The sequence below is a fragment of the Pseudomonas sp. Pse1 genome (assembly GCF_024519635.1).
Lineage (GTDB): Bacteria > Pseudomonadota > Gammaproteobacteria > Pseudomonadales > Pseudomonadaceae > Aquipseudomonas.
In genome coordinates this window covers 80,497-95,665 of record NZ_JALJRO010000006.1, presented here as the reverse complement: position 1 = coordinate 95,665, position 15,169 = coordinate 80,497, and the positions used below count along the sequence as shown (strand labels likewise).

Annotated in this window: 18 protein-coding genes; all 18 read left to right on the top strand. The window is 57.4% G+C overall.

Annotated elements, in window-relative coordinates; genetic code table 11:
- The first annotated feature begins 29 nt into the window (after positions 1–29).
- The 18 genes from fleN (at position 30) to solA (ending at position 15,118) form a co-directional block, all read left to right on the top strand.
- Complete coding sequence (gene fleN, locus NR126_RS11310; protein WP_027621027.1) at positions 30–860, top strand: flagellar synthesis regulator FleN; 831 nt, start codon at positions 30–32, stop codon at positions 858–860.
- Complete coding sequence (fliA, locus tag NR126_RS11305; RefSeq protein WP_027621028.1) at positions 857–1,597, top strand: RNA polymerase sigma factor FliA; 741 nt, start codon at positions 857–859, stop codon at positions 1,595–1,597. The genes fleN and fliA overlap by 4 nt, the downstream gene beginning before the upstream one ends.
- A gap of 166 nt (positions 1,598–1,763) precedes the next feature.
- Positions 1,764–2,135: a chemotaxis response regulator CheY gene (locus tag NR126_RS11300; protein WP_177327294.1), complete on the top strand. Its 372-nt coding sequence runs from the start codon at positions 1,764–1,766 to the stop codon at positions 2,133–2,135.
- 22 nt (positions 2,136–2,157) lie between these two features.
- Entirely contained in the window at positions 2,158–2,946 is a 789-nt protein-coding gene (locus NR126_RS11295; protein WP_027621030.1) for a protein phosphatase CheZ, read from the top strand.
- Positions 2,947–2,975: 29 nt separating this feature from the next.
- The gene (locus tag NR126_RS11290) at positions 2,976–5,213 is read left to right on the top strand and encodes a chemotaxis protein CheA (RefSeq protein ID WP_256830235.1); all 2,238 of its coding nucleotides are present in this window, start codon (positions 2,976–2,978) and stop codon (positions 5,211–5,213) included.
- A 50-nt stretch (positions 5,214–5,263) separates the two neighbouring features.
- Positions 5,264–6,406 carry a chemotaxis response regulator protein-glutamate methylesterase gene (locus tag NR126_RS11285; protein ID WP_105754365.1) on the top strand — a complete coding sequence of 381 codons (1,143 nt, stop codon included), beginning with the start codon at positions 5,264–5,266 and terminating at the stop codon, positions 6,404–6,406.
- Positions 6,406–7,146 (top strand): flagellar motor protein, encoded by a 741-nt coding sequence (locus NR126_RS11280; RefSeq protein ID WP_256830234.1) that lies wholly within the window; start codon positions 6,406–6,408, stop codon positions 7,144–7,146. The genes NR126_RS11285 and NR126_RS11280 overlap by 1 nt, the downstream gene beginning before the upstream one ends.
- Positions 7,147–7,161: 15 nt before the next feature.
- Positions 7,162–8,055 (top strand): flagellar motor protein MotD, encoded by an 894-nt coding sequence (gene motD, locus NR126_RS11275; protein ID WP_027621034.1) that lies wholly within the window; start codon positions 7,162–7,164, stop codon positions 8,053–8,055.
- A 43-nt stretch (positions 8,056–8,098) separates the two neighbouring features.
- Positions 8,099–8,887, top strand: coding sequence for a ParA family protein (locus tag NR126_RS11270; protein ID WP_027621035.1), 789 nt, complete (start codon positions 8,099–8,101; stop codon positions 8,885–8,887).
- A 2-nt stretch (positions 8,888–8,889) separates the two neighbouring features.
- Complete coding sequence (locus NR126_RS11265; protein WP_256830233.1) at positions 8,890–9,708, top strand: CheW domain-containing protein; 819 nt, start codon at positions 8,890–8,892, stop codon at positions 9,706–9,708.
- 75 nt (positions 9,709–9,783) lie between these two features.
- Positions 9,784–10,269 (top strand): chemotaxis protein CheW, encoded by a 486-nt coding sequence (locus NR126_RS11260; protein ID WP_027621037.1) that lies wholly within the window; start codon positions 9,784–9,786, stop codon positions 10,267–10,269.
- Positions 10,270–10,662 carry a DUF2802 domain-containing protein gene (locus NR126_RS11255; protein WP_256830232.1) on the top strand — a complete coding sequence of 131 codons (393 nt, stop codon included), beginning with the start codon at positions 10,270–10,272 and terminating at the stop codon, positions 10,660–10,662.
- Between the two features lie 129 nt (positions 10,663–10,791).
- On the top strand, positions 10,792–11,106 hold the full coding sequence (locus NR126_RS11250; RefSeq protein WP_256830231.1) for a hypothetical protein: 315 nt from the start codon (positions 10,792–10,794) through the stop codon (positions 11,104–11,106).
- Between the two features lie 24 nt (positions 11,107–11,130).
- A complete protein-coding gene (locus tag NR126_RS11245) occupies positions 11,131–11,274 on the top strand; it encodes a hypothetical protein (protein WP_256830230.1) in 144 nt (47 codons plus the stop codon).
- 540 nt (positions 11,275–11,814) lie between these two features.
- Entirely contained in the window at positions 11,815–12,180 is a 366-nt protein-coding gene (locus NR126_RS11240; protein WP_256830229.1) for a pyrroline-5-carboxylate reductase, read from the top strand.
- 20 nt (positions 12,181–12,200) lie between these two features.
- A complete protein-coding gene (locus tag NR126_RS11235) occupies positions 12,201–13,055 on the top strand; it encodes a methyltransferase (protein ID WP_256830228.1) in 855 nt (284 codons plus the stop codon).
- A 4-nt stretch (positions 13,056–13,059) separates the two neighbouring features.
- The gene (locus tag NR126_RS11230; RefSeq protein ID WP_256830227.1) at positions 13,060–13,965 is read left to right on the top strand and encodes an EamA family transporter; all 906 of its coding nucleotides are present in this window, start codon (positions 13,060–13,062) and stop codon (positions 13,963–13,965) included.
- Between the two features lies 1 nt (position 13,966).
- Positions 13,967–15,118 carry an N-methyl-L-tryptophan oxidase gene (gene solA, locus NR126_RS11225; RefSeq protein WP_256830226.1) on the top strand — a complete coding sequence of 384 codons (1,152 nt, stop codon included), beginning with the start codon at positions 13,967–13,969 and terminating at the stop codon, positions 15,116–15,118.
- The last annotated feature ends 51 nt before the right edge of the window (positions 15,119–15,169 follow it).

Below are 15,169 nucleotides of genomic sequence, written 5' to 3'. Positions count from 1 at the left end.
GTCTAAGCAAGACAAGGTAAAGAAAGCACATGGGCAGCATGCATCCCGTACAGGTGATCGCGGTGACCGGCGGCAAGGGTGGCGTCGGTAAGACTAACGTTTCAGTGAACTTGTCCCTGGCTCTGGCAGAGCTCGGCCGGCGCGTCATGCTGCTGGACGCCGACCTGGGGCTGGCGAACGTCGACGTCCTCCTGGGACTGACGCCCAAGCGCACCCTGGCCGATGTGATCGAGGGCCGCTGCGAACTGCGCGATGTATTGCTGCAGGGGCCAGGCGGGATTCGCATCGTGCCGGCCGCTTCCGGCACCCAGAGCATGGTGCACCTGAGCCCGGCGCAGCACGCGGGCCTGATCCAGGCTTTCAGCGACATCGGCGATAACCTCGACGTGTTGGTGATCGACACCGCCGCCGGCATCGGCGAATCGGTGGTCAGCTTCGTGCGCGCGGCCCAGGAAGTGTTGCTGGTGGTCTGCGACGAACCGACCTCGATCACCGACGCCTACGCCCTGATCAAACTGCTCAACCGCGACTACGGGATGAATCGTTTCCGCGTGCTGGCCAACATGGCGCAGAGCCCGCAGGAGGGCCGCAACCTGTTCGCCAAATTGACCAAGGTCACGGATCGCTTCCTCGATGTCGCCCTACAATACGTCGGTGCGGTGCCGTACGACGAAAGCGTGCGTAAGGCCGTACAGAAACAGCGCGCAGTGTACGAGGCGTTCCCGCGCTCCAAGTGCGCCTTGGCCTTCCGGGCCATCGCGCAGAAAGTCGACACTTGGCCACTGCCCGCCAATCCGCGTGGGCATCTGGAGTTTTTCGTGGAGCGCCTGGTGCAACAGACTGCGGGTCCGGTGCTATGACCGCGAGCGGTTACAACCTGTACAAGCAGTCGGCGCGTGACGCGCAGTACGAGCTGATCGAGCGTTACGCGCCACTGGTAAAACGTATTGCCTACCACCTTCTGGCGCGTTTGCCGGCCAGCGTTCAGGTCGAGGATCTGATTCAGGCGGGGATGATTGGCTTGCTGGAAGTGTCGACCAAATACGACGCCAGCAAGGGTGCAAGTTTCGAGACCTATGCCGGGATTCGTATTCGGGGCGCGATGCTCGACGAAGTCCGCAAAGGGGACTGGGCGCCACGCTCGGTCCACCGCAATACCCGTATGGTCAGTGATGCGATTCGCACAATTGAAGCTAAAACCGGACGTGACGCTAAAGATCACGAGGTTGCGGCCGAACTCCAATTGAGTCTCGATGATTACTACGGGATTTTGAATGACACCTTGGGCAGTCGCCTGTTCAGCTTCGACGACCTGTTGCAGGACGGCGAGCATGAAGGGCTGCATGAGGATGGCGCGAGTGCTCATCAAGAGCCGTCGCGTGACCTGGAAGACGAGCGCTTCCAGGCAGCGCTGGCGGACGCGATTGCCAATTTGCCGGAGCGTGAGCGACTGGTGTTGGCGCTGTACTACGACGAAGAGCTGAACCTCAAGGAAATCGGCGAGGTACTGGGGGTCAGTGAATCGCGGGTCAGCCAGTTACACAGCCAGTGCGCGGCCCGTTTGCGGGGGCGTTTGGGAGAGTGGCGAGCGCGCTGACAGCAGTGTGGGGACACTGCGTACGACAGCGGGGCGGCGAGAGGCCGGTCCGTTGCTCATCCGTTGTGCTCCATGACGAAGTCGAGTGCTCTGCCTGATTGATTGAATGGCGTGCCCAGGTGCTGGGCGCGTTTAAGACTGCTTGGAGGTCGAATTGGACAAGAACATGAAAATCCTCATCGTTGATGACTTCTCAACGATGCGGCGGATCATCAAGAACCTGTTGCGTGACCTCGGTTTCACCAACACGGTCGAGGCAGACGACGGTACTACCGCCATTCCTCTGCTCAACAGCGGCAGCATCGACTTTCTGGTAACGGACTGGAATATGCCCGGCATGACCGGCATCGACCTGCTGCGCCACGTGCGCGCCGACGAAAAACTCAAGCACTTGCCAGTGCTGATGGTCACCGCCGAAGCCAAGCGCGAGCAGATCATCGAAGCCGCCCAGGCCGGGGTAAACGGCTATGTGGTCAAGCCGTTCACGGCGCAGGCGTTGAAAGAGAAGATCGAGAAAATCTTCGAACGCATCGGTTGATGATTGGCGCCACGGGGGAGCTATGGAACAACGAGAAACATCACAGGGCGATTTCGAGTCGACCCTGAAAAAACACGCGGTCGAACTGGTCGAAAGCCTTGAAAAAGGCAAGTTCGGCGACGCGGTGCAACTGATCCATGAGCTCAATCAGACCCGTGACCGTGGCCTGTACCAGGAAGTCGGCAAGCTCACTCGCGAGCTGCACAGTGCGATCGTCAATTTCCAGATTGATCCGCACATGCCGCAGGCCGAGGAGGTCTCGCAGATCACCGACGCCACCGAGCGTCTGGGCTATGTGGTCAAGCTGACCGAAGCCGCGGCGAACCGCACCATGGATCTGGTGGAAAACGCCACGCCACTGGTCAACGGCTTGAACACTGATGCCCAGGCACTGAGCGCGGACTGGGGACGTTTCATGCGCCGGGAAATCGGCGCCGAAGAGTTCCGTGAGCTGGCCCGCCGTGTCGATGGCTTCCTGAGCCGCAGCGCGACCGAGACCCAGATGGTCTCGAGCAACCTCAATGACATTCTGCTGGCCCAGGATTACCAGGACCTGACCGGTCAGGTGATCAAGCGCGTGACCCAACTGGTCACCGAAGTGGAGAGCAATCTGCTCAAGCTGGTGCTGATGGCCAGCCAGGTCGACCGCTTTGCCGGCATCGAACATGACCGCGCAGCGATCCTTGCGGAAAAAAATCCGCAAAAATATACCGCGCAGGGTGAAGGTCCGCAGATTCATGCCGATAAACGTGAAGACGTTATGTCCGGCCAGGACGATGTCGACGATTTGCTTTCGAGCCTGGGTTTCTAGGTTCAGACCTTTTTTAGGAGCACCCATTCATGAGCTTCGGCGCCGATGAAGAAATCCTTCAGGATTTTCTGGTTGAGGCCGGCGAAATTCTCGAGCAACTGTCCGAGCAACTGGTCGAGCTGGAAAGCCGTCCGGATGATGCGGATTTGCTCAATGCCATTTTTCGCGGTTTTCACACTGTAAAAGGAGGCGCCGGCTTCCTGCAGCTCAACGAACTGGTGGAGTGCTGCCACATCGCCGAGAACGTGTTCGACATCCTGCGCAAGGGTGAGCGACGCGTCGACTCGGAGCTGATGGACGTGGTCCTGGAAGCGCTGGATGCGGTCAACGGCATGTTTGGCGAAGTGCGTGAACGCGCGCCGATTACTGCTGCCACTCCAGAACTGCTGGCCGCCCTGGCGCGCCTGGCAGAACCGCAGTCGGCGGATCAGGTGGCGCCGGTTGCAGCGGCGCCGGTCGTGGCTGAACCGCCGGTTGCCAATGACTCGGGCGACATCACCGACAATGAATTTGAACTGCTGCTCGACTCGCTGAACGCGGTCAAGGAACAGGCCGAAGCCGCCCCTGCACCGGCCGTGGAAGCGGTCAGTGGCAGCGAAGAAATCACTGACGCCGAGTTCGAGTCGCTGCTTGATCAGTTGCACGGCAAGGGCCAGTTTGCCGTGGATTCGCTGGTCACTGCAGCGCAACCTGCAGAGCCGGTGGCCGCGGCTGCCGCTGTTGAAAGCAATGAAATCACCGACGACGAATTCGAAGCCCTGCTCGATCAGTTACACGGCAAGGGCCAGTTCGCCGTCGATGCGTTGGAGTCGGCGATTGCTTCGGTGGCGGTACCTGCGCCAGCGCAAGCGGCTGCGGTCGGCAGCGATCTGATTTCCGATCACGAATTCGAATCGCTGCTCGACGAGTTGCACGGCAAGGGTAAGTTCTCGCCCGAAGTTGGCAGTGCTGAATCCTCGGTGGCCAGTGCCCCGGTGGCAGCGCCTGTGGCCAAGCCGGTCGCGGCTGTCAGCGAAGCTCGGGCGCCTGCGCCTGCGCCGAAGCCAGCACCTGCCCGGGCTGCGGCGCCAGCGCCAGCGGAAAAACCTGCGAGCGAAGCCGAGACCACCGTGCGGGTCGATACTGCGCGCCTCGACGAAATCATGAACATGGTCGGCGAGCTGGTGCTGGTGCGTAACCGCCTGGTGCGCCTGGGGCTCAACAGCGGCGACGAGGCCATGTCCAAGGCGGTGTCGAACCTCGATGTGGTCACTGCCGATCTGCAGACGGCGGTCATGAAGACCCGCATGCAGCCGATCAAGAAGGTCTTCGGACGCTTCCCGCGGCTGGTTCGCGACCTTGCGCGCCAGCTCAAGAAAGAGATCAACCTGGAACTGGTCGGCGAAGACACCGACCTCGACAAGAACCTGGTCGAAGCCCTGGCCGACCCGCTGGTGCACTTGGTGCGCAACGCGGTCGACCACGGCATCGAGTCGCCGGAAGAGCGTGAAGCCACGGGCAAGTCCCGGGGCGGCAAGGTAGTGCTGGCGGCCGAGCAGGAAGGCGACCATATCCTGCTGTCGATTTCCGATGACGGTAAAGGCATGGACCCTAACGTCCTGCGCGCCATCGCGGTGAAACGCGGGGTGATGGACAAGGACGCGGCCGAGCGCCTCAGCGACACCGAGTGCTACAACCTGATTTTCGCGCCGGGGTTCTCGACCAAGACCGAGATTTCCGACGTGTCCGGCCGTGGCGTGGGCATGGACGTGGTGAAAACCAAGATCTCCCAGCTCAACGGCTCGATCAACATCTACTCGGCCAAGGGCCAGGGTTCGAAGATCGTCATCAAGGTGCCGTTGACCCTGGCGATCATGCCGACCCTGATGGTGATGCTCGGCAATCAGGCCTTCGCTTTCCCGCTGGTCAACGTCAACGAGATCTTCCACCTCGACCTGTCGCGCACCAACGTGGTTGACGGCCAGGAAGTGGTGATTGTGCGCGACAAGGCGTTGCCGCTGTTTTACCTCAAGCGCTGGCTGGTCAGTTCTGCCGCTCATGAAGAGCAGCGTGAAGGCCATGTGGTGATCCTTTCGGTGGGCACGCAGCGGATCGGCTTTGTCGTCGATCAGTTGGTCGGCCAGGAAGAAGTGGTCATCAAGCCGTTGGGCAAAATGCTCCAGGGAACGCCGGGCATGTCGGGCGCCACCATTACCGGTGACGGTCGCATCGCGTTGATTCTCGATGTTCCGAGCATGCTCAAGCGTTACGCCGCACGGCGGATTTGATTCTGGCGTAGCGGGGCAGTCCATGCCCCGTGGCGTCTAATGGAGTGTTTATGGCAGTCAAAGTCCTGGTGGTGGATGATTCCGGTTTTTTCCGCCGCCGCGTCTCGGAAATCCTTTCGGCAGACCCGAATATCCAGGTGGTCGGTACCGCGACCAATGGTAAAGAGGCGATCGATCAGGCGCTGGCTCTCAAGCCCGACGTGATCACCATGGACTACGAGATGCCAATGATGGATGGCATCACCGCAGTGCGGCACATCATGCAGCGCTGCCCGACCCCGGTATTGATGTTTTCCTCGCTGACCCACGAAGGCGCGCGGGTGACCCTCGACGCGCTGGACGCGGGAGCGGTGGATTTCCTGCCGAAAAATTTCGAAGACATCTCGCGCAACCCGGAGAAGGTCAAGCAACTGCTGTGCGAAAAGGTTCACAGCATCTCGCGCAGCAACCGTCGGATCAGTGCCTATCGGGCGTCGAGTGCGCCTGTTGCCGCGCCGGCTCCAGCTCCGACTCCCGCAAGCAGCTTTTCCCACAGCCCGGTTGCGCCACGTCCGACGCCGACGCCTGTTCCTACGCCTGTGCCAAGCCGTGCAGCCGCGCCGAGCCCGGCGTCGCCAGCTCCCAAGCGCAAGGCCTACAAACTGGTGGCCATCGGTACCTCCACCGGCGGCCCGGTGGCCCTGCAGCGGGTGCTGACCCAACTACCGGCCAACTTCCCGGCGCCGATCGTGCTGGTCCAGCACATGCCGGCGGCCTTTACCAAGGCGTTCGCCGAGCGCCTGGACAAGCTGTGCCGGATCAGCGTCAAGGAAGCCGAGGACGGCGATATCCTGCGTCCCGGTTTGGCGCTACTGGCTCCGGGCGGCAAGCAACTGATGATCGACGGCCGTGGCGCGGTGAAAATCCTCCCGGGTGACGAGCGTTTGAACTACAAGCCGTGTGTGGATATCACCTTCGGTTCGGCGGCCAAATCCTACGGCGACAAAGTTCTGGCGGTGGTCCTCACCGGCATGGGCGCCGACGGTCGTGAAGGCGCGCGCCTGCTTAAGCAGAGCGGCAGTGCAATCTGGGCCCAGGACGAAGCCAGTTGCGTGATCTATGGCATGCCGATGGCCATCGTCAAAGCCAACCTGGCGGACGCGGTGTATGACCTCGACGTGATCGGCAAGCACTTGGTCGAGGCTTGCCTCTGATGGACGTGCTCAGCCTGATCGGCATCATCATGGCGTTTGTCGCGATTATTGGCGGCAACTACCTCGAAGGCGGCCACCTCGGCGCCCTGGCCAACGGCCCAGCGGCCTTGATCGTGCTCGGCGGGACCATCGGCGCAGCGTTGCTGCAATCGCCGATGAGCGCCTTCAAACGAGCGATGCAGATTCTGGCGTGGATCCTGTTCCCGCCGCGGGTCGACCTGGCTGGCGGCATCGACCGGGTGGTCAGCTGGAGCCTCACGGCGCGCAAGGAAGGGTTGCTGGGGCTTGAAGGCGTGGCCGATCTCGAGCCCGACAGCTACTCGCGCAAGGGCTTGCAGTTGCTGGTCGACGGTGCCGAACCGGAAGCCATCCGCAGCATTCTTGAAGTGGATTTCTACACCCAGGAAAGCCGCGACATCGAGGCCGCCAAAGTCTTTGAAAGCATGGGCGGCTACGCGCCGACCATCGGCATCATCGGCGCCGTCATGGGCCTGATTCACGTGATGGGTAACCTGGCTGATCCGACGCAATTGGGTAGCGGCATTGCCGTGGCCTTCGTCGCGACGATCTACGGGGTGGCCAGCGCCAACCTGGTGCTGCTGCCGATTGCCAGCAAACTCAAGGCGATTGCCCTGCGCCAGTCGCGCTACCGCGAGATGCTGCTCGAGGGGATTCTGTCGATTGCCGAAGGGGAAAACCCACGGTCCATCGAATTGAAGCTCCAGGGCTTCATGGATTGATGGGGAGCATGGACCATGGCACGTCGTCGCCACGTTGAAGAACACGTCAATCATGAGCGCTGGCTGGTGTCCTACGCCGACTTCATCACCTTACTGTTTGCTTTTTTCGTGGTCATGTACTCCATTTCCTCGATCAACGAAGGTAAGTACAAGGTCATTTCCGAAGCGTTGATCGGGGTGTTCACCGACTCCGATCGCGCCCTCAAGCCGATCCCCATCGGCGACGAACGGCCGCAGACCGTGACCCCGGCCAAGCCGCTGGTCAAGGATGCCGAGCAGATCGACGCCGGCATCGCCCAGGCGGCCAATGATCCGCTCAAGAGCATCGCGGATGACATCAGCGCGGCCTTCGGCGACCTGATCAGTGCCAACCAGATGACCATTCGCGGCAACGAGTTGTGGGTCGAAATCGAGCTCAATTCCAGCCTGTTGTTCGGCAGCGGCGACGCCATGCCCAGCGATATCGCGTTCAACATCATCGACAAGGTCGGGGCGATTCTCAAACCCTTCGACAACCCGATCCACGTCGAAGGTTTCACCGACGACCAACCGATCCGCACCGCGCAATTCCCGACCAACTGGGAGTTGTCCTCGGCGCGTTCGGCAAGCATCGTGCGCATGCTCGCGATGCAGGGCGTCAACCCGCAGCGCCTGGCCTCGGTGGGCTATGGCGAATTCCAGCCGGTGGCCAATAACGCCACGGCCGAAGGGCGCGCGCGCAATCGGCGGGTGGTGCTGGTGGTCTCGCGCAATCTCGATGTGCGCCGCAGCCTGACCGGTACTGGCACGGCCAATGCGCAACCGGACGCGGCATTGAAGCGTGCTGGCACACAAACTGCACCAGCGCCTGTCAAATCGCCGGGAAGTGCGAGCGCCGTCAATTCCCCGTCACCCGGCTTATCACGATGAGCTATGTCTCGGTTGCCCCGTACGACCGGGAGGAACGATCTGCATGAGAGTCTGGGCTGTTGCCAATCAAAAGGGTGGTGTTGGTAAAACCACGTCCTCCATCGCTTTAGCCGGTTTGCTGGCCGAGGCGGGCAAGCGCGTGGTGGTGGTCGACCTCGACCCCCACGGCTCAATGACCAGCTACTTCGGTTACGACCCGGACAGCCTGGAACACAGTTGCTACGACCTGTTCCTGCATGGCGGCAGTGTGCCCCAAGGCCTGCCGGGGCAACTGTTGTTGTCCACCAGTGACGAACGTATTTCCCTGCTGCCGTCGAGCACCGCACTGGCCACACTTGAGCGTCAGTCGCCGGGCAAGAGCGGCCTGGGCCTGGTGATCGCTAAAAGCCTGGCCCAGTTGTGGCAGGATTTCGATTACGCGCTGATCGACAGCCCGCCGCTGCTCGGCGTGCTGATGGTCAATGCCTTGGCGGCCAGCCAGCAACTGGTGATCCCGGTGCAAACCGAGCACCTGGCGGTCAAAGGCCTTGAGCGTATGGTCAACACCCTGGCGATGATCAATCACTCACGCAAACAGCCACTGCCGTTCAGCATCGTGCCAACCCTGTTCGACCGCCGCACTCAGGCCTCGATCGGCACCTTGCGGGTGCTGCGCGACATGTACCCGGACGACATCTGGCAGGGTTTCATCCCGGTCGACACGCGTCTACGTGATGCCAGTCGGGCCGGTCTGACGCCTTCGCAGTTCGACGGCAAGAGTCGCGGAGTGCTGGCTTACCGTTCATTGCTCAAGCATTTGCTGGCCCAGCAACTTGCGCCGCAGGTGGCCTGAAGATGAATCGTCCGCTGAAAACCACTTCGCGCCCGCAACTGGCGCTGCAATCCTATCTGGATGCGCTGCTGCAGGACGCGACGGAAGAACCCTTGAGCGAGGTGGTCGAGGACCCTGAGGCACTGGATGAATTCCAGGCGGCGGTGCTCGAGGAGCAGGCGCGTGATGCGCAGGCCCCGGTTGAGGTGATTGCCGAGATCGAGTTCCCGGTGGAAGTGCCGCAAGAGCTGGTCACGCCGATTCCGACGGTCGCGCCGCAGGTGCTTGTCGAACCGATCGCCGACGTGCACCTGCCGCCGAGCAATACGCCACCGCCGGAAGACAGCGATGGCCGTCCGAGCTGGGCCGTCGAACCGTTTGAATGCCTGCTGTTCGACGTTGCCGGGCTGACCCTGGCGGTGCCGCTGGTGTGCCTGGGATCGATTTATCCACTGGCCGGGCACGACCTGACGCCGTTGTTCGGCCAGCCTGATTGGTTCCTCGGCATCCTGCCGAGCCAGGCCGGTAACCTCAAGGTGCTGGACACCGCGCGCTGGGTGATGCCCGATCGTTACCGCGACGACTTCCGCCAGGGCCTGCAATACGTGATCTCGGTCCAGGGCTACGAGTGGGGGCTGGCGGTGCATCAGGTCAGCCGTTCGCTGCGCTTGAATCCCAACGAAATCAAATGGCGCAGTCATCGCGGGCAACGGCCGTGGCTGGCCGGCACGGTCATTGAACACATGTGCGCTTTGCTCGATGTCGCGCAACTGGCCGAGTTGATCGCCAGCGGCGGAGCCAAACACCTGGGTGCAGCTAAATCACTGCACTCGCTGCCATAACAAAGCACTGGTCGCACACGCGGCGGCCAGGCAGAACACACACCGCCAACGGCGGTTTTTTCGAGGGGTCAGGGTATGAATGATAAGGCGTCGTCTGCAAAGGGTTCCGAAGATCCGATCCTGCAATGGGTAACCTTCAAACTGGACAATGAGACTTACGGCATCAACGTGATGCGCGTCCAGGAAGTCCTGCGCTACACCGAGATCGCCCCGGTACCGGGTGCGCCAAGCTACGTGCTGGGCATCATTAACCTGCGCGGCAACGTGGTCACCGTGATCGACACCCGCCAGCGCTTCGGCCTGATGAACGCCGAGATCAGCGACAACACCCGGATCGTCATCATCGAGGCCGACAAGCAAGTGGTCGGGATCATGGTCGACAGCGTTGCCGAAGTGGTTTACCTGCGCCAGTCGGAAATCGAAACTGCACCGAACGTCGGTAACGACGAGTCGGCCAAGTTCATCCAGGGCGTGTGCAACAAGAACAACGAACTGCTGATCCTTGTCGAACTGGACAAGATGATGAGCGAAGAAGAATGGTCGGAACTGGAGAGTATCTGATTGATCCTCGAAGTCGCGGTGATTGTGCTGGCACTGCTCTGGATCAGCACCTTGGCGATGTTCCTGGCCTACACCCGCAAACAGCGCGAGCTGAGTGCGGCGCAGGCCCAGGGCGATGCCTTGCGTGATCAGCGGATCAAGGAACTGGCCCGCCGCGTCGACCACTATCAGGACGGCAGTGTGCGCATGGGCGAAGAACTGCTTGAGTTGCAGGCATTGGTCGAACCCTTGCCGAAAAAAATGAACCGCCTCGAACAACGCGACCCCACCAGCCTGTCCTTCGCCCAGGCCGCCCGCCTGGTAGGCATGGGCGCCAGCGTCGACGAACTGACCCACAGCTGCGGCCTGACCCAGGCTGAGGCGGAGTTGATGAGCAAGATGCATAAGGGCTGATCGGAGTCGTCAGGGCTGCGATGCGTCGTTGCGCCGGCGGGAGACAAACCTTGTAGGAGGCTTGTCGGGTCGCCGCATCGCAGCGAACCTGGCGCCTCGGCCCAGGCAGGCGCTACGTCAAGGAGACCTATGCTCGACATTCTCCAAGGCACACCATTGTGGGTGTATGGGGTTTTTCTTGTCCTGACGTATTACGGAGTGCGCGCCTGTTTCGAAAGTCATGTGTCGAAAAGGTCGTTACACGTCACGCCAATGATATTCGTGGCCCTGTCATTGGCTTCGCTGGAACTCTCTCGAGGTTTAGCCTTTCCGCTTTCAGCCTATACGTTCGGACTATTGGCAGGCGGGTTACTGGGGCTGCGTTTTTACTCGTACACGAATGTGAAAGTCGTGGGGCAGAGTTTACTCATGGGCGGCACAGTCCAGGTATTGATCGTCTATTAGTGCTTCTTTGCCTGGCGTTACTACTTGGGTTACCAGGCCGCCATCCATCCGGAACTGGCCAATGAGCTTGTCGCGGTAGTCCAGGCGTCGCTGGGGGCGGGCCTGATCAACGGCTTGATTGTCGGTCGCAGTCTGGCGCTCTTGCGCTTCTTTAAGGTTCACGCCTGACGCACAGCGTTGGTTAATCCTCTTCGAGTTGTCACTTCCCGCGTAAAGACCCTACCAGATCATGTTCGGGCGAAAGTCTGTACTCGAGGTTCCACTCCAGTGCAATGAAATATCTTTGCTCAAGAGGCTATAAATAACTCCGTCAATTGTTACTAGATATTGCTTGGTCGTTGCCGCGGAGATGTACCTGTTCCTACTTGAGAGTGCCTTTACTTAGAGCGATTGTTTCAATTTTAGTCCTACAAGTAGAGGTAAGAATTATCTGGCAGTTGGACAGTGTTGTACGAAATTTGATGAGGTCTATTGGTTGGTTTGTGGGTTGAGCTTGAATTGACAGGTTTGTGTCCGGTTGCTTAAGTTCCAGTGCGGATGAGGTTGAAGTCAAATGTCAGAGAGGTGAAGGATGAGAGTGGTTCATGTGCTTGGAGGCGGTTTGATGGGTGCGGCAATACTCAGTGGTTTAAGTAAGAAGTATGGTGTGGAGAGTTTGAAGGCCGTTGAGCGCGATGCGGACAGGACGATTTGATTGGAGCGGCAGAGATGATTTTCGATGCGCTCGGTGTATTCATTCGAGTCGATACTGAGCGGCAGATCGACGTCGGAACAGCGCTAGTTGGTGGGGGAGTAGCGATAATTGCGCATCTGGCAAATTCACTGCAGTCGTACGCTGAAAGCCGAGGTATGGAGTCCGTAGATGCCTATTTAATATCAACCCAATTGCTATACGGTGCGGCGATGCTCATGAGGGCATCAAATAAATCGCACTTGCAAATTTGTGCGGAGGTGCAAACGGCAGGAGGTACTACGGAGCGCGCAATGCAGGTGCTTGAGGAAAGTAAAGTGAGGGACTTTACCATGTTGGCACTACGTGCCGCGGAAGATCGCTCGATTGAGTTAGGGGTTTGAATGGGTGGAGGAATTTCATTATGGATCGGACATTAAAGGTGGATGGTAACTCTGAGTGCAGGAATGCGCACGGGGTGGATAGTGATTTTTATAACGTGTATTTCGGCTTGGGTCATGGTCTCAAGTTGATCGACAATGCCAAGGTGTTTAGGGTCAGCCCGGCGGGTGCTGCGTTTGGATCGTTGTTAGTGCGCCATTTTCAGCGTGAGAGCAGTTCTCAACGGTTTTTGGATGTTGGGACGGGGAGTGGTGTTCATGCATTACTGTTGCGAAGTATGGGGGTGTCCGCTGTTACGGCAACGGATGTTTCAGATGTGGCAGTTGCCGTGGCAAAGAAAAATGAAATGAATAATTTTGGAGTGAATGTAATTGACTTTGTTGTTGGTGATTTATTTGAAGGTCTGCGGTCGAGGGAAAGTAGATATGACGTAGTCATGTTTAACCCTCCAGGATGGGGAACGCCATCACAGTCTTTCATCGAGGAGCTGAAAGCACAGGGTGATCAAGAAGGCCTTTCTGTTGATTCGATGTTCTACGGTGATCGAACATTGAAAACATTTTTTGAGAAGCTACCGTGCCATTTGGTCGATGGAGGAAAGGTTGTTATAGGGCTTAACTCTATGGTTGGGATCAAGAGTGTTATTGATTTCGTCAAGGGGCTTTACAGTGATGAGTATAAAGTTCAATTCACACTTCTAGAGCGTCATGAGTTTCCATTGATTTTATATACGAAAAGCTGGGCACGAATGCGCGCTCGTTTAGTCGAAGAGGCTTTGAGGTGGCGCGATGATGGGGAGGCTTATTTCAATTATTCTGCTAAAGGGGAAATTACTTGGTTTTATGAGATTGTTGAATTAACGCTGCTGAAGCGATAGAGTCGTGGTCGAGTATTGGCTGCGAAATAAAATTCCAGGATTCTTGTGTGCGCTATTGGCGAACATTTATTTGGGTGGCAGTTCTATTTATTGGCGGCAATTGGCAGCAATAAGTAGTGTGTCATTAGTTATTTATAGGGTTTTTTTGTCGCTTGCAATTTTGGTTATGGTTTTTTTTCTGGTTAAGCGCTGCAGAGAGTCCTGTCTCGAGATTGATTTAAGGTTGGTGTTGATTCACGCCTTTGCCTCTATTCTATTGGCGATCAATTGGGGCGTCTTTATAGGGGCGTCGGTGAGTGGGAAAGTAATTGAGAGCGGTATAGGTTACTTGCTGGCGCCGATCGTGGCTTTAGGTGTTGGGGTTGTGTTTTTCAAAGAGTCGCTGAGTGTTTTGAAGTGGGTGATTATTATTTCTGTCACGTTTGGCTTGGGTTGGCTTATATTCTTTAATGCCGATATGGATTTTCGGGTTTGCTTGACTATTGGTTTGGCATGGGGTGGCTATACATGCTTGAAAAAAATTTCGACGCTGACAGTGTTTTTGGGTCTCGTACTGGAAACATTGTTTCTGGCACTGTTTTGCATCTTATACTTGGCGCTGTCGGACAGTTCTATGGCGCTGCCGGATGATCTTGGTGTTTATGAGCGCTTGTTGATTTTGAGTTGCGGTATGATCTCCTTGATTCCGCTTGCTCTGTTCTCTTTTGCAGCTAAAGAAGTGGGTTGGGCGTCAATGGGGTTAATTCAATTTCTTTTGCCGATAACGCAGTTTCTGGTTGCTGTGTTTGTGTATGAGCAAAAAGCATCATTTGGTAAATGTATGGTGTTTCTGGTTATTCTTGTTGCGGTTATGTTGCTTGCTGTCGAACCTTTTGTCCCGAGGCGCCTGCTGAATAGGAGAGGGGAGTGAGATGAAGCGGAGATATCGTGTGGTTGTCGTTGGATTGGGGATTATGGGGAGTGCGTCGCTGTGGAGGCTGTCAACTTCTTGTAAGGAGATACTTGGTGTTGAGTCTGGTGCCCCAATTAATTTGCTGGGGTCGTCATATGGCGGTTCCAGAATTTTTAGAAAGGCGTATTGGGAGGGGGGAGCATACTTGCCATTATTGGATTTGTCAGACGCGCTTTGGGGTGAGTTAAATGGATCTTGTAGTGCGCCTATTATTTTCCCAACAGGTGGGCTTTTCATCGGGTCTGCCGATTCAGGGGTTGTCCGGAAAAGCGCTGCTACAGCTAAGACTGGCAAGGTAAGGCACTCGAGTTTGTCGGCGTCACAGGTTGCCCAGTGTTTTCCAGCGTTCCATGTCTCTTCAGACATAGAGGCGGTATATGAGCACGGTGCTTATACGATAGCGGCCAACAAATCAAAGTTGCACATGATTGATTTGGCCAAGGGGAATGGAGCTGAAACTCTCTTTGGGGCTGAGGTTGTTAGTATCAAATTGGGTGACGGTTCCCTAGATGTTGAATTGGACTCTGGTGAAGTGGTGGTTGCCGACAAAGTCGTCCTGGCCACAGGTTCCCGATTAGGGGTGTCGTTGATAAGTGATCTTGCAGGTTTACTCCAGTCTAAAAGTGTGCCTGTGTACTGGTTTAGGTCGAGGGGTGATGGGCTAGGAATATGTCCTACTTCTCTGCCCGCTTTCCTATATGAACTTTCTGATGGACGATTACTTTACGGTACCCTTGAGATTGATATGTCTGAGCCTGGAGTAAAAATCGGATTCCATAATTTTCAGCAAACAACCCTGGATATGCAGACCCAACGCAAACCCGTGAATGATCTTTGTGTGGAGGAAATTTCTTCCTGTGTTGAAAAGATAATCCCCGGTTTGAATTCGCGTCCTTATGCAGCTAGAAAATGCATCTATACGATGACTGCTGATGAGTCGTTCATAGTAGGAGAATCCAGGGAGTTGCCTGGAGTGTTCTATATCTCAGCGTGTTCTGGTCATGGGTTTAAATTTGCGCCCGGGATAGGAGAGGTCATTGCTAGAGCCGTGCTGGAAGGGGAGTCAGAGTACTTTGATTTGTTCAGCAAGAGCAGATTTAACTGTAAATAGGATGATGAGTGCTCAGGAAGTATGCCGCTGCCTGGACGTGTGTTTTTCCAT